29 protein-coding genes and 2 tRNA genes are annotated in these 24,508 nt (G+C 63.7%); 16 read left to right on the top strand and 15 right to left on the bottom strand.

Annotation, left to right across the window (positions count from 1 at the left end):
* Window positions 1-3 precede the first annotated feature (3 nt).
* The 3 genes from AWB78_RS17955 (at window position 4) to AWB78_RS17965 (ending at window position 2,499) form a co-directional block, all read left to right on the top strand.
* Window positions 4-345: a DUF4212 domain-containing protein gene (locus tag AWB78_RS17955; RefSeq protein ID WP_062606610.1), complete on the top strand. Its 342-nt coding sequence runs from the start codon at window positions 4-6 to the stop codon at window positions 343-345.
* A complete protein-coding gene (locus tag AWB78_RS17960; protein WP_062606612.1) occupies window positions 342-2,366 on the top strand; it encodes a sodium:solute symporter family protein in 2,025 nt (674 codons plus the stop codon). The genes AWB78_RS17955 and AWB78_RS17960 overlap by 4 nt, the downstream gene beginning before the upstream one ends.
* A 43-nt stretch (window positions 2,367-2,409) precedes the next feature.
* A tRNA-Ser gene (locus AWB78_RS17965) sits at window positions 2,410-2,499 on the top strand.
* A 708-nt stretch (window positions 2,500-3,207) separates the two neighbouring features.
* Here AWB78_RS17965 and AWB78_RS17970 read toward each other — a convergent pair.
* From AWB78_RS17970 to AWB78_RS17975, 3 genes are all read right to left on the bottom strand, one after another.
* A complete protein-coding gene (locus AWB78_RS17970; RefSeq protein ID WP_062606614.1) occupies window positions 3,208-3,465 on the bottom strand; it encodes a hypothetical protein in 258 nt (85 codons plus the stop codon).
* 241 nt (window positions 3,466-3,706) lie between these two features.
* Entirely contained in the window at window positions 3,707-3,883 is a 177-nt protein-coding gene (locus tag AWB78_RS46560; protein WP_157697544.1) for a hypothetical protein, read from the bottom strand.
* Between the two features lie 148 nt (window positions 3,884-4,031).
* On the bottom strand, window positions 4,032-4,886 hold the full coding sequence (locus AWB78_RS17975) for a CHAD domain-containing protein (protein ID WP_232477739.1): 855 nt from the start codon (window positions 4,884-4,886) through the stop codon (window positions 4,032-4,034).
* A gap of 374 nt (window positions 4,887-5,260) precedes the next feature.
* Between AWB78_RS17975 and AWB78_RS17980 the strand changes: the two genes are divergently transcribed.
* Complete coding sequence (locus AWB78_RS17980; RefSeq protein ID WP_062606616.1) at window positions 5,261-6,847, top strand: inorganic phosphate transporter; 1,587 nt, start codon at window positions 5,261-5,263, stop codon at window positions 6,845-6,847.
* Between the two features lie 12 nt (window positions 6,848-6,859).
* Here the strand turns inward: AWB78_RS17980 and AWB78_RS17985 are convergent, their stop codons facing one another.
* From AWB78_RS17985 to AWB78_RS48340, 3 genes are all read right to left on the bottom strand, one after another.
* Complete coding sequence (locus AWB78_RS17985; protein WP_062606618.1) at window positions 6,860-7,417, bottom strand: hypothetical protein; 558 nt, start codon at window positions 7,415-7,417, stop codon at window positions 6,860-6,862.
* A gap of 126 nt (window positions 7,418-7,543) precedes the next feature.
* A complete protein-coding gene (locus tag AWB78_RS48335) occupies window positions 7,544-7,786 on the bottom strand; it encodes a hypothetical protein (RefSeq protein ID WP_062606620.1) in 243 nt (80 codons plus the stop codon).
* Window positions 7,783-8,292 (bottom strand): esterase-like activity of phytase family protein, encoded by a 510-nt coding sequence (locus AWB78_RS48340; protein ID WP_062606623.1) that lies wholly within the window; start codon window positions 8,290-8,292, stop codon window positions 7,783-7,785. Before AWB78_RS48340 ends, AWB78_RS48335 begins: the two co-directional genes overlap by 4 nt.
* 306 nt (window positions 8,293-8,598) lie before the next feature.
* Here AWB78_RS48340 and AWB78_RS18000 point away from each other — a divergent pair, with 306 nt between their 5' ends.
* A complete protein-coding gene (locus AWB78_RS18000) occupies window positions 8,599-8,913 on the top strand; it encodes a hypothetical protein (protein WP_062606625.1) in 315 nt (104 codons plus the stop codon).
* Window positions 8,914-9,007: 94 nt separating this feature from the next.
* Here AWB78_RS18000 and AWB78_RS18005 read toward each other — a convergent pair whose 3' ends face one another.
* Both AWB78_RS18005 and AWB78_RS46565 read right to left on the bottom strand, forming a co-directional pair.
* A complete protein-coding gene (locus tag AWB78_RS18005) occupies window positions 9,008-9,283 on the bottom strand; it encodes a hypothetical protein (protein WP_062606627.1) in 276 nt (91 codons plus the stop codon).
* A gap of 258 nt (window positions 9,284-9,541) precedes the next feature.
* Window positions 9,542-9,925, bottom strand: a complete 384-nt coding sequence (locus AWB78_RS46565) for a hypothetical protein (RefSeq protein ID WP_157697545.1) — start codon at window positions 9,923-9,925, stop codon at window positions 9,542-9,544.
* 496 nt (window positions 9,926-10,421) lie between these two features.
* Between AWB78_RS46565 and AWB78_RS18015 the strand changes: the two genes are divergently transcribed.
* Window positions 10,422-11,135, top strand: a complete 714-nt coding sequence (locus AWB78_RS18015) for a DUF2968 domain-containing protein (RefSeq protein WP_062606631.1) — start codon at window positions 10,422-10,424, stop codon at window positions 11,133-11,135.
* Between the two features lie 63 nt (window positions 11,136-11,198).
* Here AWB78_RS18015 and AWB78_RS18020 read toward each other — a convergent pair whose 3' ends face one another.
* Complete coding sequence (locus AWB78_RS18020) at window positions 11,199-11,423, bottom strand: response regulator (protein ID WP_062606846.1); 225 nt, start codon at window positions 11,421-11,423, stop codon at window positions 11,199-11,201.
* A gap of 85 nt (window positions 11,424-11,508) precedes the next feature.
* Between AWB78_RS18020 and AWB78_RS18025 the strand changes: the two genes are divergently transcribed.
* A complete protein-coding gene (locus tag AWB78_RS18025) occupies window positions 11,509-11,751 on the top strand; it encodes a hypothetical protein (RefSeq protein WP_062606632.1) in 243 nt (80 codons plus the stop codon).
* Window positions 11,752-11,815: 64 nt separating this feature from the next.
* Here the strand turns inward: AWB78_RS18025 and AWB78_RS18030 are convergent, their stop codons facing one another.
* Complete coding sequence (locus tag AWB78_RS18030; RefSeq protein ID WP_062606634.1) at window positions 11,816-12,322, bottom strand: PRC-barrel domain-containing protein; 507 nt, start codon at window positions 12,320-12,322, stop codon at window positions 11,816-11,818.
* 147 nt (window positions 12,323-12,469) lie between these two features.
* Between AWB78_RS18030 and AWB78_RS18035 the strand changes: the two genes are divergently transcribed.
* On the top strand, window positions 12,470-13,150 hold the full coding sequence (locus AWB78_RS18035; RefSeq protein WP_062606636.1) for a ribonuclease HI family protein: 681 nt from the start codon (window positions 12,470-12,472) through the stop codon (window positions 13,148-13,150).
* A 39-nt stretch (window positions 13,151-13,189) separates the two neighbouring features.
* On the opposite strand, the gene AWB78_RS18040 is transcribed toward AWB78_RS18035, so the two are convergent.
* Window positions 13,190-13,939: an SDR family oxidoreductase gene (locus AWB78_RS18040; protein ID WP_062606638.1), complete on the bottom strand. Its 750-nt coding sequence runs from the start codon at window positions 13,937-13,939 to the stop codon at window positions 13,190-13,192.
* A gap of 248 nt (window positions 13,940-14,187) precedes the next feature.
* Between AWB78_RS18040 and AWB78_RS18045 the strand changes: the two genes are divergently transcribed.
* From AWB78_RS18045 to AWB78_RS18060, 4 genes are all read left to right on the top strand, one after another.
* The gene (locus tag AWB78_RS18045; RefSeq protein ID WP_062606641.1) at window positions 14,188-15,312 is read left to right on the top strand and encodes a porin; all 1,125 of its coding nucleotides are present in this window, start codon (window positions 14,188-14,190) and stop codon (window positions 15,310-15,312) included.
* Between the two features lie 66 nt (window positions 15,313-15,378).
* The gene (locus tag AWB78_RS18050) at window positions 15,379-16,011 is read left to right on the top strand and encodes a LysE family translocator (protein ID WP_062606643.1); all 633 of its coding nucleotides are present in this window, start codon (window positions 15,379-15,381) and stop codon (window positions 16,009-16,011) included.
* Between the two features lie 553 nt (window positions 16,012-16,564).
* Complete coding sequence (locus tag AWB78_RS18055; protein WP_062606645.1) at window positions 16,565-18,109, top strand: peptide MFS transporter; 1,545 nt, start codon at window positions 16,565-16,567, stop codon at window positions 18,107-18,109.
* Window positions 18,110-18,147: 38 nt separating this feature from the next.
* A tRNA-Met gene (locus tag AWB78_RS18060) sits at window positions 18,148-18,224 on the top strand.
* 344 nt (window positions 18,225-18,568) lie between these two features.
* Here AWB78_RS18060 and rpsU read toward each other — a convergent pair.
* The 4 genes from rpsU to AWB78_RS18080 all read right to left on the bottom strand — a co-directional run bounded on the left by rpsU (window position 18,569) and on the right by AWB78_RS18080 (window position 20,474).
* Window positions 18,569-18,781: a 30S ribosomal protein S21 gene (gene rpsU, locus AWB78_RS18065; RefSeq protein ID WP_006999077.1), complete on the bottom strand. Its 213-nt coding sequence runs from the start codon at window positions 18,779-18,781 to the stop codon at window positions 18,569-18,571.
* A 164-nt stretch (window positions 18,782-18,945) separates the two neighbouring features.
* On the bottom strand, window positions 18,946-19,254 hold the full coding sequence (locus AWB78_RS18070) for a 2Fe-2S iron-sulfur cluster-binding protein (RefSeq protein WP_062606849.1): 309 nt from the start codon (window positions 19,252-19,254) through the stop codon (window positions 18,946-18,948).
* Between the two features lie 23 nt (window positions 19,255-19,277).
* A complete protein-coding gene (locus AWB78_RS18075) occupies window positions 19,278-19,871 on the bottom strand; it encodes an IMPACT family protein (RefSeq protein WP_062606647.1) in 594 nt (197 codons plus the stop codon).
* A gap of 33 nt (window positions 19,872-19,904) precedes the next feature.
* Window positions 19,905-20,474: a GNAT family N-acetyltransferase gene (locus tag AWB78_RS18080; protein WP_062606649.1), complete on the bottom strand. Its 570-nt coding sequence runs from the start codon at window positions 20,472-20,474 to the stop codon at window positions 19,905-19,907.
* A 274-nt stretch (window positions 20,475-20,748) separates the two neighbouring features.
* On the opposite strand from AWB78_RS18080, the gene AWB78_RS18085 reads away from it, so the two are divergent.
* From AWB78_RS18085 to AWB78_RS18100, 4 genes are all read left to right on the top strand, one after another.
* A complete protein-coding gene (locus AWB78_RS18085; RefSeq protein ID WP_062606651.1) occupies window positions 20,749-22,335 on the top strand; it encodes an EAL domain-containing protein in 1,587 nt (528 codons plus the stop codon).
* A gap of 49 nt (window positions 22,336-22,384) precedes the next feature.
* Window positions 22,385-22,783 carry a hypothetical protein gene (locus tag AWB78_RS18090; protein ID WP_062606654.1) on the top strand — a complete coding sequence of 133 codons (399 nt, stop codon included), beginning with the start codon at window positions 22,385-22,387 and terminating at the stop codon, window positions 22,781-22,783.
* A gap of 271 nt (window positions 22,784-23,054) precedes the next feature.
* Window positions 23,055-23,744: an ABC transporter permease gene (locus tag AWB78_RS18095; RefSeq protein ID WP_062606655.1), complete on the top strand. Its 690-nt coding sequence runs from the start codon at window positions 23,055-23,057 to the stop codon at window positions 23,742-23,744.
* A gap of 22 nt (window positions 23,745-23,766) precedes the next feature.
* Window positions 23,767-24,498, top strand: a complete 732-nt coding sequence (locus tag AWB78_RS18100) for an ABC transporter permease (RefSeq protein WP_062606657.1) — start codon at window positions 23,767-23,769, stop codon at window positions 24,496-24,498.
* The last annotated feature ends 10 nt before the right edge of the window (window positions 24,499-24,508 follow it).

Here is a 24,508-nt window from a genome sequence, read left to right on the forward strand (position 1 = left end):
CGCATGGTCACGCAGCCTCCCGCCGATACCTCCAATCCGACGCCTGCCACACCGCCGCCCGTCTCGGCGGCGATGGCGCGCGCGCATCGCGCGTACTGGCGCTTCAACGTCGCGCTGATCGCCGTGCTGATGGCCATCGGCTTCGTCGTTTCCTTCGGCCTGCCGCTTTTCGCGCAACGCTTCGAGCATGTGCGCGTCGCGGGCTTTCCGCTGCCGTTCTACTTCGGCGCGCAGGGCGCGATACTCGTCTACGTCGCGCTGATCCTCGTCTATATCGTGCTGATGCAGATCGCCGATGCGCGTCTCGCTCGGGCCGCCAGGACGGAGCAGGGCGGCGCGTCATGAAGCTCACCAACCGGCTGATCCTTTCCTACGCGCTCTACACGCTCGGCTTCCTGCTGTTCATCTTTCTGATGGAGCGCATCGAGCGCACGACAGGGCCGGGCATGTGGATCGGCTATGTGTTCCTGTTCGTGCCGATCGCGGTGTACGCGGTGATCGGGCTCCTGTCGCGCACGTCCGATCTCGTCGAGTACTACGTGGCAGGGCGGCGCGTGCCGTCCGCGTTCAACGGCATGGCGACCGCCGCCGACTGGCTTTCGGCGGCATCGTTCATCGGTCTTGCCGGGTCGATCTACGCGAGCGGCTACGACGGCCTCGCCTATGTGATGGGCTGGACAGGCGGCTACTGCCTCGTCGCGTTTCTGCTCGCGCCGTATGTTCGTAAGCTCGCGCGCTACACCATCCCCGATTTTCTCGGCACGCGCTTCTCCAGCAACCTGGTGCGCGCGCTCGCGGCGATCGCGGCGATTCTCTGCTCGTTCGTGTATCTGGTCGCGCAGATTCAGGGCATCGGCCTGATCGCATCGCGCTTCATCGGCATCGAGTTTTCTATCGGCATCTTCTGCGGGCTCGCGGGCATTCTCGTGTGCTCGTTTCTCGGCGGCATGCGCGCGGTCACATGGACGCAGGTTGCGCAATACATCATTCTGATCAGCGCGATGCTGATTCCCGTGTCGATGATCGCGCACCGCGAAGGGCTCGGCTGGTTTCCGCAATTCAACTACGGGCGCGTGATGGAGCGCGTCGAAGCGCTCGAGCGCGCGGTCGCCATCTCGCCGGACGAAGCGCACGTGCGCGCCGATTATCAGCGTCAGGCCGTGCAGATGCAGCAGCGCATCGATGCGCTGCCGCAGTCGTTCCACGCCGAACATGCGCGCCTCGTCGCCGAGATCGCGGAACTGCGGCGGCACAATGGGCCGCTGCGTGAGATCAACGAGCGTGAACGCGAGCTCGCCGCCTTCCCGCGCGATGCCGCCGACGCGCAGGTCAAGTGGTCGCGCGAACGCGACGCGCTGACCGAGCGCGTCGCGGCGCCCGTGCCGATGACCGAGGCGTTCGCGCCGGGCTCGGCAGGGGACGAGAGTCCGCGCGTGCATCAGATCAACTTTCTGTCGCTGCTTCTGTGTCTGTCGATCGGCACGGCGAGCCTGCCGCACATTCTCACGCGCTATAACACGACGACGTCGGTGTCGTCGGCGCGGCGTTCGGTCGGCTGGACGCTGTTCTTCGTCGCGCTTTTCTATCTGACGGTGCCGGTGCTCGCGGTGCTGATCAAGCACGAGATATTGACGGGGCTCGTCGGGCATCGCTTCGCGGATCTGCCGCAATGGGTCACGCAATGGCGGCGCGTGGAGCCGTATCTGATCCGCATCAGCGATGTGAACGGCGACGGCATCGTGCGCTGGTCCGGCATCCAGATGCAGCCGGACATGGTCGTGCTCGCGGCGCCGGAGATCGCGGGACTGCCGTATGTCATCTCCGGGCTGATCGCGGCGGGCGCGCTGGCGGCGGCGCTTTCGACGGCGGACGGGCTGCTGCTCACGATCGCCAATGCGCTGTCGCACGATGTCTATTACTGCATGGTCGACCGCCGCGCGACGAGCCAGCGGCGCGTGACCATCTCCAAGATCTTGCTGCTCGGTGTGGCCTTGCTCGCGTCGTATGTGGCGTCGCTCAATGCGGGGAATATTCTGTTTCTCGTGGGCGCGGCGTTCTCGCTCGCGGCGTCGAGTCTCTTTCCGGCGCTCGTGCTCGGCGTGTTCTGGAAGCGCACGACGCAGCGCGGCGTCGTCGCGGGGATGATCGCGGGGCTCGTCGTGTGCGTGTACTACATCGTGTCGACGTATCCGTTCTTCGTGCAACTGACGGGCTTCGCGGGGCCGCGCTGGTTCGGCATCGAGCCGATCAGCTCGGGCGTGTTCGGCGTGCCGGCCGGATTTGCGGTGGCGATCGCGGTGAGCCTTTTCGATCGCAAGCCGGATGCGTACACGCGCGCGCTCGTCGATTACATTCGTCACCCGTAGGGGCTGGCGCAGGCGCGGGAACTTGGTATAATCGCCGTCTTCCGGAGAGATGGATGAGTGGTTTAAGTCGCACGCCTGGAAAGCGTGTATAGGGTAAAACCTATCGGGGGTTCGAATCCCCCTCTCTCCGCCAGAATAATTTTGAGCATCAAGCGCTCATATTTCATCGCTGCGATTCAATCAGCCATATTCGTTTCTGAATCGCACGCTAATCGCAGCACCTCCGCAGCGAATCTCCCCACCGCCTTACCGCGACATCGAAGTCTGCGCTCGAAATCCGTCGAGCGTGAATATTTCATCGACTGTAAAGCGTTATTGCGCACGCTATTTATTTTGGTCCACGTTCCGGTTCGTCGCTGAACGCGGATGGGTGTTCGCCGTGGCAAGTAACGATTGATTCGTCATCAATCGGCCCATCCGCAACACTGCGATCATACGGAGCGTTGATATTTTCTCGAGACCTCACGTCCCGGTGGAAACCGCGCGCAAGGTTATGGATTTTTTGCCCGCAGCGTTGCTGGGCAGGTTCATTCAAGACGTCCAATCAGATCTCCCACGATTCGTCGATCTTTAGCCGCCTCGCAGCGGCCCGCCCGACTGTATGACATAGACGGAGGGACGCATTCAAACCGCTCGCGATTGATTCAGTGTGTCGTAAGAGCAGTGGGCGCCACGGTATGACTGTGCCTCTGATAATGCACGATGAAATCGCGCACATGGCAGGGCGCAGTGACCATGCAACCCACCTCTTACGACGGTAAGAAGAATAGTCGATGCAGAAGGAAAGAAATCAGAATATTCGTGATGTCCACGATATTTCACACGCTAGTCAAAGAGCCTCTCAGTGCCGGGCCGCTTTGTGCTGCGATTTCTGATCGTGGGCGAACGCCGCAATGGGGTCGTCGTCGGCGGTCGTGGCTGCAGCCTGCAGCGGCGCCTTTCGGGCCGAATTGTCTGACCGCGCCGTGGCAGCCGATGACTGCGCGTGCGTTATTTCCGAGTTTGTCATCCACTGCTCGGAGTATTTCGCGCTGGCGGGAAACGCGGTAACGAGAAACGCGATGGCGATCGGGATCAATAGAACGCTGGCTGTTCGCATGTTTGTTACGGTTGGATTGAAATTCGTGCTCGCGGCGACGCGCGCGCTACTTCGAACAATTCAGCGCGTCCACGTTCAGTGAACGTGGCGTCTGCATGAACACTGCGCGCACGTCCCAACAGCGTCGCGTGTTCGCATCCGACGAGCTCATTGCGAGACGCAAAAAAGGCCTGCATTGAAGCAGGTTTTATCGGTAGAAACGGCTCAGACGAATCCGAATGCCTCGACGTGCGACGAACCTTTACTTCTGATTGCCCGCGGTCAGCGGCTGTTGCGTTCGACCGACGAGTCGCGCAAGCCCGTGCCAGAACGTATGCCAGCGACTCTCCGTCGCGACGGGCGATGCATCCATGTCGCGCCGCCAGGTGGCGTTTTCCTGATCCGTTCGCGCCTGCGCGACGAGTGTCCCGAAGTACATGACGTGCTCCTTCCGATGTCGGTGATGGAAGGCATTCAGGATGCCGATGCTTCGCCGCGCGCGGAACCCGGATGACGGCGGGCACATAACGCGGGGAGCGAAACCGCCGCAAGGAGATGGATGAAAGGAGGGCGCTTTCCCGCGCGCGTCAGAGGCAATGAGGCAACGCGCGCAACCGTTCGAGCGCCGCGCGCGATTCGTTGCGTGCCGCGCGGTTCAGCCAGCGGACCGCTTCGTCGATGGCTTGCTTGTCGTTCAACGCCGGCGCGACGCGCCGTACGACAGCCGCGCTTGCCAGCACGTCATGGAACCGCACGAGCGCCGCTTGCGCCGCGAGCAACTGCGGCATCGTGTGCCGATGCCCGCGCTCGAGAACCGGCGCGAACAGCTCCAGCAGGCACTGCAGTTTCGTCGCCGCTTCCTCGATGCTGCGCAAGGTCTTCGCATCGACACGCTTCATCCTGGCTGCGCGATGTTCCCGCTTGCTGAGCAGATCATCGGCGAGTGTGACGCGCTGACGGGCGAATTCCTCCAGCGTTCGATCCTCGGCACGCGCCTCGAGGCGCCGCCGCGCATCCGCGAGCGCGCGACGCAACAGCACGTCGACGTGCGCCTTGCGCAGTGTCACGCAAGTCATCGCCGATGCTTCGCGCCGCTCCTGCCGCAGCGTCCGCACGACCGGCCCGACGCGCGCGCAGTTCTCGTGCGCGCGCGCGAGCAGATCGCAGGCGGCGTCGAATTCATGCGGCTCTCCGGCGATATCCGCGAGACGTTTGAAGCGCTTGCGTACCACGCGCGCTTCCTTCTCGTCGAGCAGCGGCTCGAACGCCCACCATAGGGCGCGCAGACGCCGAAGCGTCGAGCGCAATCGATCGAGCAACGCGGCGTCGGCACGACCGGCCATCAGCTCGGTCTGCCGGAATGCTTCGCTCGCGAGCGGCGCCGTCAGCATGACGAAAGCATCCGCGACGGGTTGATCGCGAAGCGAAAAGGGATCGGACACGCGCGCGGCGGCAGGGCGGGAACTGAGCGAACGGCTGAGGCTCAATCGTGCTGGCGCTGGGTCGAAGTTCAGTGTCATCGTCTCGGTATGCACTTGTGTCGCGCGGCATTTCGTTTTGTTGGCGTTCGTGGCCGTGCGCCGGTGGTCCCGCCGGCAGTCCAATGGGCGTGCTGGGCGGAAAACATAGAGATGCAGAATGTCAGCGGTATGACAGCGCAGCGGAATCCGCAATGAAATCGTTCTCGCGCCGATATCGGACGACTTTGCTGCGCGCGGTGAAAGCTTTACATGAATTGTTGACACAAAAGATTCACAATTCGCCGCGCTGGCGGAACGTATGCTTGGCACCGCTACGGTAAACGCGCGAGGCGAGCATGCCGGACATCGCATTTCCTCAGCAAGGCGGCGCGTCCGAACGCGCCCGCCGCACCAGCCTCCTCGTTTTCCTTCTCATACTCATCGGCGGCGTCGGTTATGTCGGGATGCATCTCGCGTCCGATCTCCAATCCGTCCGGCTGAGTTCCGCCTTTCCTTATTTCCTGCTCGGCATCGCGCTTCTGATCGCGCTCGGATTCGAGTTCGTCAACGGCTTTCACGACACCGCGAACGCGGTCGCCACGGTCATATACACGCACTCGCTCACGCCGAATGTCGCGGTGGTCTGGTCGGGCGCGTGGAATTTTCTCGGCGTGCTGGTATCGAGCGGCGCGGTCGCGTTCGGCATCCTGCAACTGCTGCCCGTCGAGCTGATCCTGCAGGTCGGCAGCAGCGCGGGCTTCGCGATGGTCTTCGCACTGCTCATCGCCGCGATCATCTGGAATCTCGCTACGTGGTACTTCGGGCTGCCGTCGTCGAGCTCGCATACGCTGATCGGCTCGATCATCGGCGTGGGCTTGATGAATCAGCTATTGCGCGGGCCGAACGGCACGAGCGGCGTCGACTGGTCGCAGGCGGCGGGTGTCGGCAAGGCGTTGCTGTTTTCGCCGATCGTCGGCTTCATTTGCGCGGCGCTCCTCCTGCTTCTGCTGAAGGCGCTCGTGCGCGTGCCGGCGCTCTACAAGGAGCCCAAGAAGAATCATCCGCCGCCTTTCTGGATTCGCGCGCTCCTGATTCTGACGTGCACGGGCGTGTCGTTCGCGCACGGTTCCAACGATGGGCAGAAGGGCATGGGTCTCATCATGCTGATCCTGATCGGCACGGTGCCGACGGCCTACGCGCTCAACAAGGCGGTGAGCCCGGCCGAGACGCAGAACTTCGTCGCCGTGGCGCACGAGGCATCCGCGACCTTCGCGAAATACCTGAACGGCGCGCCGCCTTCCGTCGATGCGCGCGAGGACACGCAATCCTATGTGCGCACGCGCCAGCTTTCCACGGCAACCTTGCCCGCGGTGAAGCAGCTCACCGACATCATTGCGAATCAGGTCGGCTCGTCGGGATCGCTCGCGGCGGTGCCGCAGAACATGGTCGATAACGTGCGCAACAACATGTACCTCGTTTCCGAGGCGATTCGCCTGATGGAGAAGGCGAACACGCCCGTCTTCGCGCCAGCGGACCGCGCGGTGATCGACAACTACAAGAAGCAGCTCGATCATGCGACGAAGTTCATCCCGACGTGGGTGAAGGTTGCGGTGGCGATCGCGCTAGGCCTCGGCACGATGGTCGGTTGGAAGCGGATCGTCGTGACCGTGGGCGAGAAGATCGGCAAGCAGCATCTGACGTACGGGCAGGGCGCTTCGGCCGAAATGGTCGCGATGCTGACCATCGGCGCCGCCGACCTCTACGGCCTGCCGGTCTCGACGACGCACGTGCTGTCTTCGGGCGTCGCCGGAACGATGGCGGCCAACGGATCGGGGCTGCAATGGAACACGGTCCGCAGCCTCGTGCTCGCGTGGGTGCTGACGCTGCCCGCGTCGATCGCGCTGGCCGCCGCGTTGTACTGGGCCTTCCGAAACTTCTTCTGAGCCTAGTGACGTTCAGGCGTTCGCCGGGCGGCCGGTCTTGACCGTTTCGAGCGCCTTGATCGCTTCGACGAGGCGCTTTTCCGTGGCGGCGTCGAGCAGTGAAAGCGCGGCGCGCAGCAGTTCGCTCTTCTTCACGCGCACGCCGTTTTTCAAGCATTTTTTCTTCAGCGTAGCGATCTTCGCGTAGTCCGACTTGGGCATCGTGAAGCTGTCGCGCACGACCTTTTCCTTCTTCACGCGCTTCGCTTTCGTGTCGGGCTTCGGCTCGCTCTTCGCGACCTGATTCGCGGCTTGTTTCGCGGCCTGTTTCGCGGCGGCAGCTTCGATTGCGGGCGTCTTCGTGGATTGCTTCGCCGTCGGCGCTTTCGCGGCTTGCTGCTTCGCGCTCTTCGGCGCCGTGGCCGGGGCTGTCGCGCTCGCTTTGGTCTTCTTCGCGGTCGCGGTCGTGCTGGCCTGCATCTTCTTGCCGGCCTTGCCGTCGGGCTTCGCCGGCGGCGGCGTCTTGTCCGCGGCGCCGGTCGGGAAATGGAACGCCTTCTTCGTCGGCGCCTTGACTCGAGGTGTGCTCATCCGTTCTCTCCTGTCCTGTTGAAAAACAGTATATACGGTTTATGAGTACGCGGGCCGTGCGGCACGATCCGTGGTCGCCTCTCGAAACGCTTTGCGCTTCAACGGGATAGGCGCACGGCCCTCGAGTTATCTACACGCTTGTCCACTGAAACTGTGGACAAGCGCGTGAAGCATCCGCGCTACATGGCATTGACCGTGATCGTCATGTTCGTGATGGTCGGCATGGTCCAAGCGGCAAGCCTTTTCGATCGCGAACACGAAGTACTGTTTCGGATTGTCGATGCCGACCGGGTGCTTCGTGTCCTTCACGGTGTCGATGAAGTCGTTGCCGTTCGCCATGAAAAGCGTGTGCTTGAGCGCGCTGTTCATGCGCACGTCCGGACCGAACGCGAGGCTTTCGATCTTCGCGGGGATGTCGTTCGGCGCGATGCCGTGGTCCACAGCGCCTTGACGATATCGAGAAACGGCTGCTTCGCGAGCGCGTACGGCGCGAGGCCGCTTTCGCTGCTCGTCTGGCTCACGTCCTGCGCGTTGGCGATGTCCGGCGAGATCGCGAGGCCTTCCATGCCCTTGTTCGCGACGCGGCCCGATGCGTCCTGGCCGATTTCGTCGTTGCCGTCCGGAGAAAGCGTCGTCACCGCGAACGACGCCGGCACGCGATACACCGCGATGCGCTCGCCCGTGCGCCGGTCGAAGCGATAGATGCAGGGGCCGTATTCATCGGAGATGAAGACGCTCGCGCCGTCGCGCGCTACGCAGATGCTCTCAGGATCGAAGCGCGCGTCGCGCGGATAAGTCGATGGTTGGGCCTGCGTGAAATTGTCCGAGCGGCCGGTAGTGCATGTGACTCGATGCGTTGAGCGCGGGCGCGCCATTGCCGACTTCGCCGCCGCGCCTTCGCCGTAGACGAGCGGTGCGCGCGCGGAACAGCGTCGTGTCGACGAGCTTCGGATCGAGCGTGTAGGGTTCCTGCCGCCGGCTTCGAGGCGCAGGATCAGCGTCTGAAAGCGGTGGATGTACGACGCGGTGTCGTCGATGGCTTTGTTATACGAGACCGCGTTCGGGGCGACTGGCCGATCGCGATGAGATCGAGCTCGCCCACGCCCACGTGCACGCGAGCGTCAGGGCGGATAACGCAAAGGACAAGGCACATGAGCGAGGGCGAACGATGAACGTCTCCCGTGGTCGACGAAGCGATGCAAAGCCTGGTGGCCGAGTTCTTTCAGATACGCCGCGCGGGCCGCGATGTCGACGTTGGCGAAATCGGTGAACACGCGGTCGACGCCCAGCCCGAAGAACGTCTGATACGCGGCGTTCGGATCGCCGTCATGGCTGGCCGCGAGAGACTTCTTCTATTGCGGAACCGAGAGAGAAGAGCAAAACGACGCCCGCGCCTTAAGGTGGCTGCGATGCTGTCGCCCGAGCTTCATTTCGCTTCCCGTCCGCTTCGAATTGTCCCCGCGCATGATTACGATCGTCTGGTGACGTTTGTATGACTAAGGAAACGAACCGTTACTTGTAGGGGCGCTGTTTTCCGAAACGAGAACGCCGGCACATGGCCGGCGCTCTTCCGACGCAGGCGCGCGCCCGTCATTGTTTGATCGTGCCCGTCGATTGCGAACCTTGCGACGGCGCCGTCGACATGCCTTGCTCACGCTGCTGCATCAGCGTGCCGCTGCCCGACGTGCCGGACTGCACGCCGCCTTGCGACGAGTCACCCGTGCGCGGGGCCGGAACGGGCTCGTTCTTGCCCGGTTGCATCTGCTGCTGGCGCTGCATCAACTGATCGCGCGAGATTTCCTGTGAAAACGCGGCGGTGCTGGCGAGCGCGAGGAGCGCGCCAGCGATCACGGTGGTGGTTCTCATGTCCGTCTCCTTGAGAGCGACGCGACGCGCGCCGCTTGCTGGCTGGTCAGCATCGAACGTGCCGCGCCGGAGCTCATAGGACTGGCCTTATTTACGGTCGAAACGACGGCAAAACGACCGCAAACGGATAGCATATCCATCCGGCGATCAGAGGAGCGGGTCTCTGGTGAGTCGCGATCCAGATTATCCTGAACCGCCCGAATCCGGTTCGACAGGCTGAATGCCACGGAGTATGTCATGTCGATTTCACTGAACGATTTATTGGAATGGCGCGATCGCTTGTCGGAACAATCGGGCGAGGAAGCCAAAATGGTGCGCGCGTTGATTGCATGCCGTGAAGCGGAATTGCGCGCGCGTATCGCCGATTTGATTGCGACGGTCAGTCAGTCCGAAAACTGGAGATTGCAGCGCTGTGCGGCTATTGCGCGGCGTGTCGAGCAGGCGGGAATTGCGCATCTCGAATCGGTTTATGACTTCTTTCAGAATCGCAGCACGGGTGAGCGGCACATCGACGCGCCGGCCTTGCTTTTCGATTTTTTCGCGGATGAGCGAGCCACGGCCGACGAGTTGCGTGTCCCGATGCAGATGACGGTCAGCATGCAGGTTTCGCACGCGCTGCCTGCGCGCCTCGCGAACCTTCACGGACTCGTGATCAGCCTGGAGTCGCGCGTGTCCAACACGCCGGGGCTGGCGTGCGGCATTCAGGGAATCAGGCTCATGCGCATGGTCGCGTTGATGTCGCAGGCGCGTTCCGCCCGGTTCGGGAAAATGAGAATAAGCGGAACGCAGGCGGTTTATCGTCACTCGTGACATTCAGATAATTTCACCTGGCGTTTTCAATTTCGCGCCGCGTGATTTTTACGTCGATTTAGTCGGAAAATCCGGAAGACATATCGAACGTTTTTGGCGCTTCGTTTGAAACGCAGAACGTCTCGCCTATACTTGAATCACCAGCTTATTCGATCCGCGACAATGCGGAATTGTTCGTTATGCGGAGCAATCCCTGACTGCATTCACGAAATGCGAATAACGCGTGTGGCAGTTCGGATTTTTCGTTCATCATCATGACGGCTGATCCTTGAAAAAAGGAATTAGCCAGGGAGCCATCGTGAAAAGCCTCCTGAGCAGAAGAGGTAGCTTGCTTGACAATGCGCCATCGTTTCTCGCGCGCCAGAGGGCCAACGGTCCAATCCGTTTTGCCGCGCCGGACATCGTTGCCGAAGACGTGCCCGCGGACGACGGCATTGCAACTCCATCGTCTTCCACCCGGGTGACGCCGCTGCGGCCGGCCGCCGTTCCGACGCCGCAATCGGGCATGCAGGCGTTACAGGCCACGCAGATCACCGAAGTCGAATGGCTCGTTCAGCAGGACTCGCTCACGACGTTTCGCACGTTTCGGAGCTTTGCCTATTCCGCGAGCCTGCTGTTTTATCCGCGCGAACTGACTTATTACGCGGTGCTGTATCACGAGGATGCCGTCTGGCGCGTGCTCAAGGCGGGCGACATAGAGTCGGCCGAGCCGGCCTTTCGCCATTTCGTCGAACATGCGATGCGTCTCGCGGACGCCGAGATGCGGCGCGCGCATCTCGAAGCGCAGAACGAGCAGTTCGCGCGTCTCATCGCGGAGTCGGAGGCACACATCGAGCGTGTGCGTGTCGACCTGCAGCGGGGCGGCGGGCAGGATCAGCGAGTCGCGTTGAAGCAGCAGGAAATTCGAAAGGAGCTGGCGCAGCTGGAAGGGCAGCGCGCGGCGGCCCAGGCGCAACTGAGCAAGCTGCAGCGTCAACTTCATCAGTTGAACGCAACTGTCAATGACAAGGTGCCGCACCTGCCGCCTATGCGGTCACGATAAGACACTGCGGGAATCATACGAAGAAAGTCCCGCCATATCGCGTAAAATCGCCCCTTCGCGCGGCTAGTCGATTCGTTCGGCATACTCCGCGCTGAACTTCGATATGTAGGTGCTGAGCCCGCGTCCGGCGTGGGCGAGCCGCTTCATTTCCTCGACACGCGTGCGACCCGGCACGCGATAGTCATACAAGTATGTCCCGCCGTTGACGAAGCGCACCTTGATGCCGTCGCGCAGGATGTCGAATGCTTCGACGCCCGAATTGCCGGCAAGATTTCGATAGGGTTGCATGGTGTCGTCACGCTCGATCACAGGCAAACGATTGCGTGCTCGAAGCAGGCCTAAAGTTTCGTTGGCCGGGACCGTTAAAGGTGTCATGGATAAAGATCAATTCCCGTTCCTCGACTCGAACGATCCGCACTTTCAGCACGCACGCGCGCTGAGCCTCTCGGTCGGTGCGATTCGCCGCGCGCAGGGCAAGTGCAATCCGAACGACTTTCCGGTCGGCTCGCTCGAATGGCACTTCGCCATCGAAGACTTCGCGGGCGACGTTCTCCGCGCGCTGATGGACGAGACCGAAGGTGTCGACATTCAGGTCGGAGAGCGTCCGCTCGATTGACCGGGCGCCCCGCGCCCGGCGCCCGGCGACATCCTGGCCGCCGTTCGGCGGCGATATCCATTCGTTACAGCTTTACGCCGCCTGATTCGGGCGCGTCCACGCCGCCGGGCGGAATCGCGCCGGTCGCGCCGAGGTTGCTCGCGCGATCGTTGGACCAGTATGGCTCGCGCCCATAGTGCTGATGCACGGTGCTCGCCCAGACGCGGTCGGCCATCGACGGCCACGCGTCCTTGTCGAATCCCGGCGAGTTGCGCACTTGCTCTCCGGTCGCATCGATCCGGAAGCAGCGGTTGTCGGTGTCGAGTGTGAGCGCGCTCCAGGGCACGGCTAGCAGCTTGTCGCCGATACCGAGAAAGCCGCCGCTCGACAGCACCGCATACGCGATGTGCCCGCTCGTCACGTCCAGCATGATTTCCTTCAGCGAGCCGACGTCGTGTCCGTCGCTGCTTATCACCGAATTGCCGTCGAGTGTGCTCGCGGCCATCACATCGGGGCCGGGGCCCGCGGCCGTTGCCGCGCCCTTGCCGACGATCTTCGCGCCGCCCGACGACGGCTCCATCGATTGACTCATGATCCGCTCCTTTTCGACCGGTTGTATGGATGCGTAAAGGCGTCCCCCTGCGCGCATTCGCATCAGCAACGGCCGTACCCATGAGGCGTCACGGGCGTCTCATCGGCGTCTGTTAAGCTCGGAGCTCGTTCAATCCGCCCGCTGCCCATGATCGCTTTCGAGGAATTGCTCGCCGTCGCGTACAAGAAGGAGCGCATGCTGAGCCGCAGGCTCGCGAAGGGCGCTGCGATCGCCGAGCACGCGGCGCTCGTCAGGACGTTGGAGAAGGCGGCGGGCGAGCAATCCTTGCGCGATTTCGTCGATGCGCGCCGCGCCGCGCAAACCCGCAACGCCGATGCGCAGCGCTCGCGCGAGATGCGACGCGCCGAGCGGGCGAGCCGTGCGAAGGCGCGAACGACCGAGGCCGAGACGAGCGGATGGCGCGGCTGGTTCGACGGTTCCGCATTGCCGAATCCCGGGCGGCTGGGCATGGGCGGCGTGGTGATCGGACCGGCCGGAGAAACCTTCGAGATCAGCGTCGCCGCAGGCACGGGCGACAGCAGCGCGGCGGAATATCTCGCGCTCATCGCGGTGCTCGAAGCGGCGCTGCGGGAAGGCGCCGCGGATGCCGTGATCTACGGCGACAGTCGCGTCGTGATCGACGACGTGAGTGCGCCGGACGGCGCGGGCATCCGCTCGCTCGCGCATCACGCGGCGCGCGCTCGCGCGCTCATGGCGCAGATCGGCGATGTGCGGCTACAGTGGATTCCACGTGCCCGCAATGGCCGCGCGGACGCGCTTTCGCGCCAGGCGCTCGATCCGGCGGGCGCGTCGGGCAAGGCGGCATGAAGCCGGCCTGAACGAGTCATCAGCCGGCTGCTTCGATACTCACTTCAATTCGCGCACGTCCGCCGTCGGCATTTCGCCGAACGCATCGCTCAACAGATAATCGATCACCTTGCGCGCCGACTGCCCGGGCGTCGCGAGCTGGCCGTCGCGCTTGAGCGCGTCGAAGCGTTCGCGCATCGGAAAGCGCTCGAGATTCGTGCCGCGGATTTCCGCCTGCATGTCGGTGTCCACGACGCCGGGCGCGACGCTGCAGATGCGCAGCGCGCGATTGCTGTCGAGCGCGACCGCGCGCGCGTGGTGATCGAGCGCCGCCTTGGTCGCGCAGTAGACGCTCCAGCCGGGATAGGCATTGCGCGCCGCGCCGCTCGAGATATGAACGATGCGCGTGTCCGCCGCCTGCGCGCTCGCCTGCACGACGGCCGCCGCGAGCATCATCGGCGCCGCTACATTCACGCTGACCGCGCGCGCGACGGCGGCCGGTTCCTGATCCGCGAGGGCGCCGACCGGCGCGAGCATCCCCGCGTTATTGATGAGCAGCACGCGTCCCGCGCCCGAGACGAAGCGGGACAGGGCGTCGCCCGACAGCCATTCGCTGACTGCCGTCAGATCGGCGAGATCCAGGTCGACCTCATGCAGTTGGCCGGGATGGCGCGCGGCGAGTTCGTCGTTGCGCGTGCGTGAGATCGCGAGCACTTCGACGCCTTGCGCGAGCAGAAGCTGCGCGAGCGCGGCGCCGAGCCCGCGGGTATGGCCGGTGAGAATGGCTCGGGTCGAAAGAGACATGGGCATGATCGGATGGTTGATGGCGCCTCGATTCTAGCGACAAGCGTGTTCGCGCGTCGGCTACGCTCAAGAGCGCCGATCCGGCAAGACGGAGAAACGTGAAAATCAAAAGTTCGTTGGTTCCTGGACACATAAGCGGGCGGCGGCGTTTTTTTGACTGACAAGCTCCGTCACACAACTGACAATCTTTTTCGAATTGAGAACCGCCGGAGATTTCCATGCCCCTTCGCCCGAAAGCGCCACGAGCCGCGTCCATGATCTCCGAAGCGGGTCATCCCGCCGCGCGTTCGCTGGCGATTTCGATGGCGGTGTGCGCGACGTTCATCGGCCTGCCTGGCGCGGCGTGGGCGCAAAGCTCGGTGCAGCTCTACGGCGAGCTGGATACGGGCGTCGCCTATGTAAACAATGTGGGCGGGCATGCGCAATATCGCCTGACTTCCGGCACGATCGACGGGAGTTACTGGGGCCTGCAAGGCTCCGAGGATCTGGGCGGCGGCGCGCGCGCGATCTTCCGGCTCGAGCGCGGCCTCTCGGTCGCGACGGGCGAAGGCCTCAACGATCATCCGATGTACGTCGGCATCGGCACCGATACGCTCGGCACCGTCACCTTCGGCCGTCAGTACGATTCGATCCACGACTATTTCCAGACCTTCACGCTGACCGGCAACACGGGCGGCACCGCGTTCGCGCACCTGCTCGACAACGACAACGCCAACAACTCGTTTCTTGCGTCGAACTCCGTCAAGTACACGAGCGGGAACTACGGCGGCTTGAGCTTCGGCGGCCTTTACGCCTTTTCCAATCAGGCGGGCGCGTTCGCGAACAACCGCGCGTACAGCGTCGGCGCCAGTTATTCGGCGGGCGCCTTCAACGCGGGCGCGGCGTATCTGCACAACAACGGGCGCGGCAACACGACGGGCGGCGCCTACGACTCGCTCGCGCTGCCCGGCTCGGCGAATACCGTCGTCAACGCGAACGTGGAGCGGCAGAACACGTTCGGCGTCGGCATGAGCTACGAGATCGGCGAATTCACGCTGGGCGGCGCGTTCTCCCGCTCGATCAACTCCGGCGTGACCGATGCCGACACGGGTGACCTGCTGCCGTCGCTCGCGCTCAACAACTACGAGATCAACGGCATTTACAAGCTGACGCCGGCCATCCAGTTGTCGGGCATGTATGTCTATACCAACGGCGGCGGCGCGCACTGGCACGAAGGCGCGCTCCAGGTCGACTATCTGCTGTCCAAGCGCACGGATGTCTATCTGGAGTCGATTTATCAGCGCGCTTCGTCGGGCGCGCCGGCGGTGATCAACACGAACGATCCGTCGAGCGGCCGCAATCAGCTGATGCTGAGCACGGGCATCCGGCATCGCTTCTGACGCTTCTGAACGCGTGGCGCGCGTGCTAACTTAGCGGTCTCGCTTCCGCTGGTCTGCAGGTGTCCGATGTCGCTCCAGACTTTCTCGCTTTTTCTGCCGGCGTGTTTCGCCATCAACATGGCTTTCGGGCCGAACAACATGCTGTCGCTGTCGAACGGCGCGCGCGACGGCGTGCGCGCATCGGTGCTGGCGTCGTTCGGACGGCTCGTCGCGTTTGCGATCATGATCGCCATCGCGGGCCTCGGGCTCGGCGCGCTGCTGCTCGCGTCGCAGACGCTTTTCACGGCGATCAAGCTCGCGGGCGCCGCCTATCTCGTCTGGATCGGCGTGAAGCTGATCCGCTCGGGGCCGTCGATCGTCGTGAAAGACGAGGGCGCGCCGCGCGGCCCCGTGAGTCTCGCGCGGCTCACCAAGCAGGAGTTCTGGGTCGCCGCCGGCAATCCCAAGGCGATACTCGTGTTCACCGCGTTCTTCCCGCAGTTCGTCGATCGCGGCGCGTACGCGACGAGCTTCGCGATCCTCGGCGCGACATTCCTGCTGCTCGAACTGGTGGCGATCGTCATCTACGCCGCGCTGGGCGCACGTCTCGGCTCACTGTCGCGCGGCGCGCGCGGCTTCACCTGGTTCAATCGCGTGAGCGGCGCGCTCATGATCGGCTTCGGCGTGATGCTGGCTTTCGTGCGTCGTCCGGCAAGCTGAATTCCCGCGTTTTCGGTATCGCGTTAATCGCACGCATTATTACGTTGAGTTATTGGGAATAACGGCGCATTAAGTCTTCAGGGCTATCCCCGAGTGACCCGAATCACAAATTACAACAAAATGCGTCACCCGCAAGTCGCAATAAGCTTGCGATTTGCTTAAATCAACTGACACGCATGGAAGCGATCCTTCTGTGCATGTAAATCCGCAACGATCGAATTCACGCCACACGCGAGAAGCCGATCACGGTAAACGGAAGCCCGATGAAAGCTCAATTCCCCGCACGCCCGCTGACATTGCGTCGCGCGCCTGTCTCTCGCCCATTCACTGATCCCGCCCGCCGCCTGCAGAACCCGTCGCCGCAATTTGTTGCGTGTCAACAGGCGTGTCGCTGCAATTTGCGATAATCAGGCGTTTTGCCACGGATAATCGCCGTATATTCATATGATCATTGTGCGGAGAATTTCGAGTGACTCGCTCGTATTTTCATCGCGTGTAATCGGCGCGTTGCAGTTTGCCGATTCGCTTACCGCTGTTTGAAGGATCCTTTCCGATGCTGAATCAATCGTCCGGCCCCTCGCAGACGCGCTCGTTCTCGACCGTCTTCCTGATCGAAATGTGGGAGCGCTTCGGCTATTACGGCATGGCCGCGCTGCTCGTGCTGTTCATGATCGATAAAATCGGTTTCGCCGACGATCACGCCAACCTGACCTGGGGTGCGTTCACGGCGCTCGTGTTCTCCGCGCCGTCGATCGGCGGCTGGATCGGCGACAAGGTGCTCGGCGCGCGCCGCACGATGACCGCGGGCGCGATCGTGCTCGCGCTCGGGTATCTGATGCTCGCGCTGCCGTTCGACACGCTCGGCTTCATGTATGCATCGCTCGGCGTGATCGTGGTCGGCAACGGGCTCTTCAAGTCGAACGCGGCGAATCTCGTGCGCCGCATCTACGAGGGCGACGATGCGCGCATCGACAGCGCGTTCACCATCTATTACATGGCGGTGAACATCGGCTCGACCTTGTCGATGCTGGCGACGCCGTGGATCAAGGACCACTGGGGCTGGCATACCGCGTTCGCCGTCTGTTGCGGCGGCATGGTGCTCGGTCTCCTCAACTTCGCACTGATGCGCAAGACGCTCGCGCACGTCGGTTCCGCCCCGGACGATGAACCGATCCGCTGGAACCGCGCGTTCGCGGTCGCGGCGGGCAGCGTGGCGCTGGCGGCAGCGACCATGTACATCCTGCAGCACAAGACGGTGGCGGTCGCGTGCGTGTACGCGGCGGGCGTCGCGATCCTCGCGATCTTCGGCTACATGCTCACGAAGTGCGACCGCAGCGAGCGCGCGGGCCTCGTCGCCGCACTGATCCTGACGCTTCAGGTGATCCTGTTCTTCGTCTTCTATCAGCAGATGTCGACCTCGCTCACGCTGTTCGCGCTACGCAACGTCGATCCGTCGTTCTCGATCGGCGGCGTCGAGCTGTTCACGTGGAGCGCGGCGCAGTTCCAGGCGCTCAATCCGATCTGGATCATGCTGCTGAGCCCGATTCTCGCGTTCGTCTACGCGCGACAGGCGCGCCGCGGCCGCGATATTCCCGTGGCGGCGAAGTACGCGCTGGGCTTCGTCGTGGTGGCGGTGGGCTTCTTCGTGTTCGGGCTGAGCGGACGTTATGCCGTGGAAGGGCGTGTGTCGTCGTGGTTCATGGTCGCGGGCTACGGCCTCTATTCGCTCGGCGAGTTGCTCGTGTCGGGCCTCGGCCTCGCGATGATCGCGCGCTATGTTCCGGCTCGCATGAGCGGATTCATGATGGGCGCGTATTTCGTCGCGACGGGCGTATCGCAGTATCTCGGCAGTGTCGTCGCGAATTTCGCGCGCATGCCGTCCGGCAATCTGGAGCCGCTGCAGTCGCTGCCGCTTTACACGCAGCTTTTCTTCGGACTCGGCTGGCTCGCCGCGGGCGGTGCGGCGGTCGCCGTGGCGCTGTTGCCGCTGCTCGGCAAGCTGTCGCGTGCGCATCAGCGCGCGGTGGAGGAGGCGGTTCGAACCGGCGCGGCGGAGCGCATGCAGCCGGCGACGACATTGGGCGCAAAGAACGTTTGACTTTGCAGAATACTTCGGTCTATAATTTCTTTCTCAGACGCGGGGTGGAGCAGTCTGGCAGCTCGTCGGGCTCATAACCCGAAGGTCGTAGGTTCAAATCCTACCCCCGCAACCAGTTTCATCAAGCAAAGAGCCCGGTTCAGCCGGGCTCTTTGCTTTTGTGCGTCTTCTTCTTGCGCGTCTGGCAGCATCGAGCTCGGTTCGGCCTGTGCCGCCGATACTGCCGAATCGGCAGCATCACATCATCCCCGAACGCTCCCATAAGCACGAAAAGCCTGCATGAGCGTTCACTCATGCAGGCTTTTTGCGATCTTGCCAACCTTCATCGATCGGGGCACATCCGTGTGTGCGCTTCTCCGCGAGCTTTCACGCGACCTACGCGCGAAACCGCGACCCGGCCGATTCAGGCTGCGATGCCGGTTCTATCCGGACAGACGAGGGCGGAACGCCCCGCGTCGATCAATAGAATTTCTTCGGCAGTTGCGCGCGACGGATCTGCTTGCGCAGACGAGCGACAGCAGCAGCTTTCTTGCGCTTGCGCTCGGTGGTCGGCTTTTCATAAGCCATGCGCGACTTGAGCTCTTGAATCAGGCCCGTGCGTTCGACGGTACGGCGAAAACGACGCATGGCGACGTCGAAAGGCTCGTTCTCTTTCAACAGTACTTTAGTCATTGAAATCTCGGTTGATCTGGCCCTGCCAGAATTTGGGGCAAAGCGCAATTGTACACTTTTTGAGAGTCACCCTGCACGTACTTTGTACGAAAGCATATACATGCGGACTCGGGATTCACATCGTAGGTCGTTGAATCGAGACGACAATCCCGAAATACCCGCGCTCAGAAGCCGCGCGGACGCGCGGGACGCGGATCGGGCGCGGCTTCGCGCGCGTCCGGCTGGTCGATCGTCACGTCCGATCGCGCGAGCGCGACGCACGGCAAAATCCAGCCTTCGGCCTTTTCCTCCGCGGTGAGGCCCGGCCATTCGATGCGATAGGCGATCTCGCCATCGACGAGCCGGCACATGCACGCGCGGCAGGTTCCGTTGCGGCACGATCGCGGCAGCGTCAAACCTGCCCGCAACGCGGCTTCGAGCAATGTCTCGCCGTCCTTCACCGCGACAAAGTGGCCGTTTGGTTCGATGACCATCGCGAAGGCGCGCGGCTCGTCCGTCACGCCTGAACCTCGACGCCCGCGCGGCCGTTGGTGAGATCGCGAAGTTCGACGGCAGCCGGCTCGCGCGCCGCGGCGGCCATCCGCACCACGAGCCGCACGGTCATGCCGTATTCGCTCTGCACGAGTTCGGCGTCGTTCTGCTCGATCCAGCGCCGCACGCGTGCCTCGTCGGCATAGTCGACTTCGATGTGCAGCAAGCCGCGCTCGATGCGCTCGACGCGCTCGGCCAGTTGCATCGCGCTGGCGATCGCATCGGTGTAGGCGCGCACGAGCCCGCCCGCGCCGAGCTTGATGCCGCCGTAATAGCGCACGACCGCGGCCAGCACGCCATCGACCTCGTGATGCCGCAGCACTTCGAGAATCGGGCGCCCGGCGGTGCCGGACGGCTCGCCGTCGTCCGACATGCCGGACTGCCCGCCCGCGAGCAGCGCCCAGCAGACGTGCGTCGCGCCCGGATGCTCCGCGCGCAGGCGCTCGAGTTCGCGCATGGCTTCGTCGCGGTCCGCGACGGGGATCGCGAGCGCGATGAAGCGGCTCTTGCGGATGTCGATTTCGGTGCTGACGGAAGAGGCGAGGGTATAGGTGGGCAAGGCGTGGACCGCGTGAAATGCAAATGCTGAATCTTAGCCGTTCAGCGCGACGGAACCGTCCGCGACGTTCGATGCACCGTTCAGCGCGCGCTGCATCAGCACGGTATCGACCCATCGGCCGTGCTTGAAGCCGACATCGCGCAGCACGCCGACATGCTCGAAGCCGAGCCGCGCATGCAGCGCGATGGAACCCGCGTTGCCGCTGTTGCCAATCACCGCGATCATCTGCCGCCACGGCCCGCGCTCGCATCGGTCGATGAGCGCGGCGAGCAGCGCGAGACCGATGCCGCGCCCGCCGTTGCCATCGGCGACATAGACCGAGTCCTCGATCGTATGCCGGTAGGCCGAGCGCGGCCGATAGGTCGACGCATACGCGTAGCCCGCCACGACGCCATCGAGTTCGGCGACGAGATAGGGCAAGCCCGCCGCGACGATCGCCGCGTGGCGCGCGCGCATGTCGTCGATGGAAGGCGCGACTTCCTCGAACGTCGCGAGCGCGTTCCTTACGTAATGCGAATAGATGTGCGCGATCGAGTCGAAGTCGGCGGGCGCGGCATCGCGCACGAACGGCACGAACGGACGGGCGGTGTTGAGTGAGACCATGGTTCGTCGATCCGGCAGAAGAAAACGCGATAGTGAAGCGGCGATTTTCTCACGGCGCGTCAACGGCAAAAAAAGGAAACCCGGGCCGTGCGGAAGCCCACCAAAAGGGTGAGTTTTCGGGCAAAGAAATCGTTGAATCGGGGGATGCGCGCCCCCTACACTAAGTCGTTTGTCCGAGACTGCGCGAGTGCGGCTTTGAAACAGGGCCGGCGGCGTCGAGCAGGGAGAAAAAACGCGCGCGCGAAAGGTCTCGCGCCGCGGACCATAACAGGCAATGAACAAAATTCAACGTGGGGCGCTGGCGGCGCTTCTGATCGTTATCGTGGTGATTGCGGCGCTGGCGCCGGCGGGGATCGGCTTTTTGTTCGCACAGCGCAGTCAGCGGCATGAGGAAGCAGAGCGCCTGAACACCTTCGCCGAGGCTGCGCTCTATCGCGCCGAGGACGTCACGCGGCGTCTGTCGGGCGCGCTCGGGGAAATCGGCAAGGTGGCCGCGGCGCCTTGCTCGGCGCCGTATCTGCAGGAGTTGCGGCGCATCGCGCTCACGCACGGGCAGGTGCGCGACGCCGGCGCCTACGATCACGACGGACGCTGGCAATGCTCGTCGCTGCTCGGCGCGGTGTCGGCCGGGCCGCCCGACAGTCTCACGCTGCCGGCGCCCGACTGGCGCTCGCGCGACGGCGAGATGGCCTGGTACGGCCTCTCGCGTCTGCCTGGCGCCAAGGATTCGCTGGTAATGGGCCGCGACGGTTTCTATGTCGCCGCCGATCCTTCGCTCTACCTCGACAGCCTCGACGCGCCCGGCGACCCCGCGAGCGGCGTCGCCGTCATCAACACGGACGTGAGCCGCGTGATCGCGACCACGCCCGCCACCGACACCGCCGCCATCCTCGCCGTCTATCGAACCGCGCCGCCGGTGCGCGACTGTTCGCCGTACGTCGTGCGGCGTTCCGCGTCGATGCCGCTCGCGGTCGTCGTGAGCGCGCCGCATCAGTCGGTGCGCCAGCGCCTGCGCACGCTGCCGTGGGGCTGGCTGCTCGGCGGTCTCGCGGCGGGGCTCGTGCTCGCGAGCTGGGCGGCGTTCTTCTTCGTGCGCCGGCTGTCTGCGCGCGGCCAGCTGAGCGATGCCGTGCGGCGCCATCAGTTCATCGTCGCGTATCAGCCGATCGTCGATCTCGGCACGCGCCGCTGCGTCGGCGCGGAGGCGCTCGTGCGCTGGAAGTATCACGACCGCATCGTGCGGCCCGATCATTTCATCCCGCTGGCGGAGCATCGCGGACTGATCCAGGCGATCACCGATCAGGTTCTCGACACCATTCTGCTCGAACTCGGCGACTTTCTTAAGCGCTACCCGGAGTACTACGTGTCGGTGAATCTGTCCGCGCCCGATCTGACGACCCACCGTTTTCTCGACGTGCTCGGCCCCGCGGTCGCGCGCCAGGGCGTGCGGCCGGAACAGATCCGCATCGAGGCGACGGAGCGCAGCTTTCTCGATGCCGATGCCGCGAAGGAAGTCATCAGCGCGTTTCGCGAAGCGGGCCACGCCGTCTATCTCGACGACTTCGGCACCGGCTACTCGAGCCTGTCGCATCTTCAGACGTTCCGCATCGACGGCCTGAAGATCGACAAGTCATTCGTCGATACCGTCGGGCAGGATGCGGCGTCGAGCAGCGTCGCGTCGCATATCATCGACATGGCCGCGACGCTCGACGTTCAGGTGATCGCCGAGGGCATCGAGCGCGAGGAGCAGGCGGCGTATCTGCAGGCGCGCGGCGCGCAGTTCGGGCAGGGCTGGCTCTTTTCCGCGCCGCTTTCGGCGGCCGAATTCATCCGTTATGCGGGCAAGACGCGCGGCGCTTGATCGACACCGAATCGTCCTCATTTACGATGTTTCCAGACGAGGCACGACCATGAACGACCAGACAGCCACCGTTTTCCTGCGCGACGTGCGGCATCCGCTGCTCGCGCTTCATCGCAGCGTGCTCGCGCATCTGCGTGCGCGGCACGAGGCGGAGTTCGGGCCGACGTCGCCGGGCGAGTTTCTGCAGATCGTGATCAACGGCTCGGCGTATCGCTGGCTCACGCCGTTCTCGACGCTGATCGCCGCCATCGACGACGTCCTCGACGACGACGAAGCCACCGCCGATGACCGCATCGGGCACGCGCAGGCCGTCGTCGACATGTTCAGCGCCGGCACGCGCGATCCCGCCTTCGCGGAGCAGTTCCTGCCCTTGCTGCAGGACAGCCCGGACATCGCCGTGGCGAACGGGCAGGTCGCGCAGTTCGTGCGCGGCGCCGCGGGAAAGTAGGCCGCCACGGTCTATCGAAAATGCGACCTGAAAAGCGCAAGTTTCGCCCGGCGCGCGCATGCGGGTTTTCCTGCGTGTCGCGCGCGGGCAGCGTTGCACGGCGGGCGTCCGCCCGCGCCGGCGCTCGTCAGTGTTGCATGCTGCATCGCAACAAGCACGCTTCGTCACAATTGAGCGATTGATTTTCGCTTGCGAGTATCGCCGCCAATCGACGGAGCGGCGTTGACCCGCGCGCTCCGCTTCTTTCAACGAAAGACGATGGAGGCGCCTCTTGATTTTGCACGGCTTCGGTCCGCTCCTTTGGGCGGGTGCCAAAGAGACGCTCGCGCTCGCGGTGCTGTCTCTCGCGGTATCGGTGCTGCTCGGCCTGGCGGGCGCATCGGCAAAACTCTCTCGACACGCGGCGTTGCGCGGCATCGCGACCGCGTACACGACGCTCATCCGCTCGGTGCCCGATCTCGTGCTGATGCTGCTGCTCTTCTACAGCATCCAGATCGCGGTCAACAATCTGACCGACGCATTCGGCTGGGATCAGTTCGACATCGATCCGTTCACGGCCGGCGTGCTCACGCTCGGCTTCATCTACGGCGCGTATTTCACCGAGACGTTTCGCGGCGCGTTTCTCGCCGTGCCGCGCGGACAGCTCGAAGCGGGCAGCGCCTACGGCATGAGCGGGATGCGCGTGTTCGGCCGCATTCTCTTTCCGCAGATGATGCGTTTCGCGCTGCCGGGCATCGGCAATAACTGGCAGGTGCTCGTGAAGGCGACGGCGCTCGTGTCGATCATCGGTCTCGCCGATGTCGTGAAGGCCGCGCAGGACGCGGGCAAGAGCACGTTCAACATGTTCTTCTTCATCCTGATCGCGGCGCTCATCTATCTCGCGATCACCAGCGCGTCGAATCTCGTGCTGATGGCGCTCGAAAAGCGCTATTCGATCGGCGTGCGGCATGCCGAACTCTGACCTCTGCTAGCGAGCGAAAGCCATGATCCAGATCCTCGCCGAATACTGGCGCCCTTTCCTGTACTCCGACGGCATGCGCGCATCGGGCCTCGTCGTCACGTTGTGGCTGCTCGCGGTATCGATCGTGCTCGGCTTCTGCGCGGCGGTCCCGCTCGCCTGCGCGCGCGTGTCGCGCAACCGCTGGCTGTCGACGCCCGTGCGCCTCTACACCTACGTGTTCCGCGGCACGCCGCTCTATGTGCAACTGCTCTTGCTTTACACGGGCATGTACAGCCTCGAATTCGTGCGTACGCAATCGCTGCTGGAAGCGTTTTTCAAGAGCGGCTTCAACTGCGCGATCCTCGCCTTCGCGCTGAACACCTGCGCCTACACGACCGAAATCTTCGCCGGCGCGATCCGCGCGACGCCCCACGGCGAAGTGGAAGCCGCGCGCGCCTACGGCATGAGCACGTTCACGATGTACCGCCGCGTGATCCTGCCGTCCGCGCTGCGCCGCGCCTTGCCTTTGTACAGCAACGAAGTGATCCTGATGCTGCACGCGACGACCGTCGCCTTTACGGCCACTGTGCCGGATATCCTGAAGGTCGCGCGCGACGCCAACTCGGCGACCTATCAGTCGTTCGAATCGTTCGGCATCGCGGCGCTGCTGTACGTGGCGATCTCGTTCGCGCTCGTCGCGGCCTTCCGGCGCGCGGAGCGGCGCTGGCTCGCCTACCTGCGGCCGGCGAGCGCGGCGCGCACGGTACGCCATTGACGAGCGGTAG

Source organism: Caballeronia calidae (assembly GCF_900044055.2).
Lineage (GTDB): Bacteria > Pseudomonadota > Gammaproteobacteria > Burkholderiales > Burkholderiaceae > Caballeronia > Caballeronia calidae.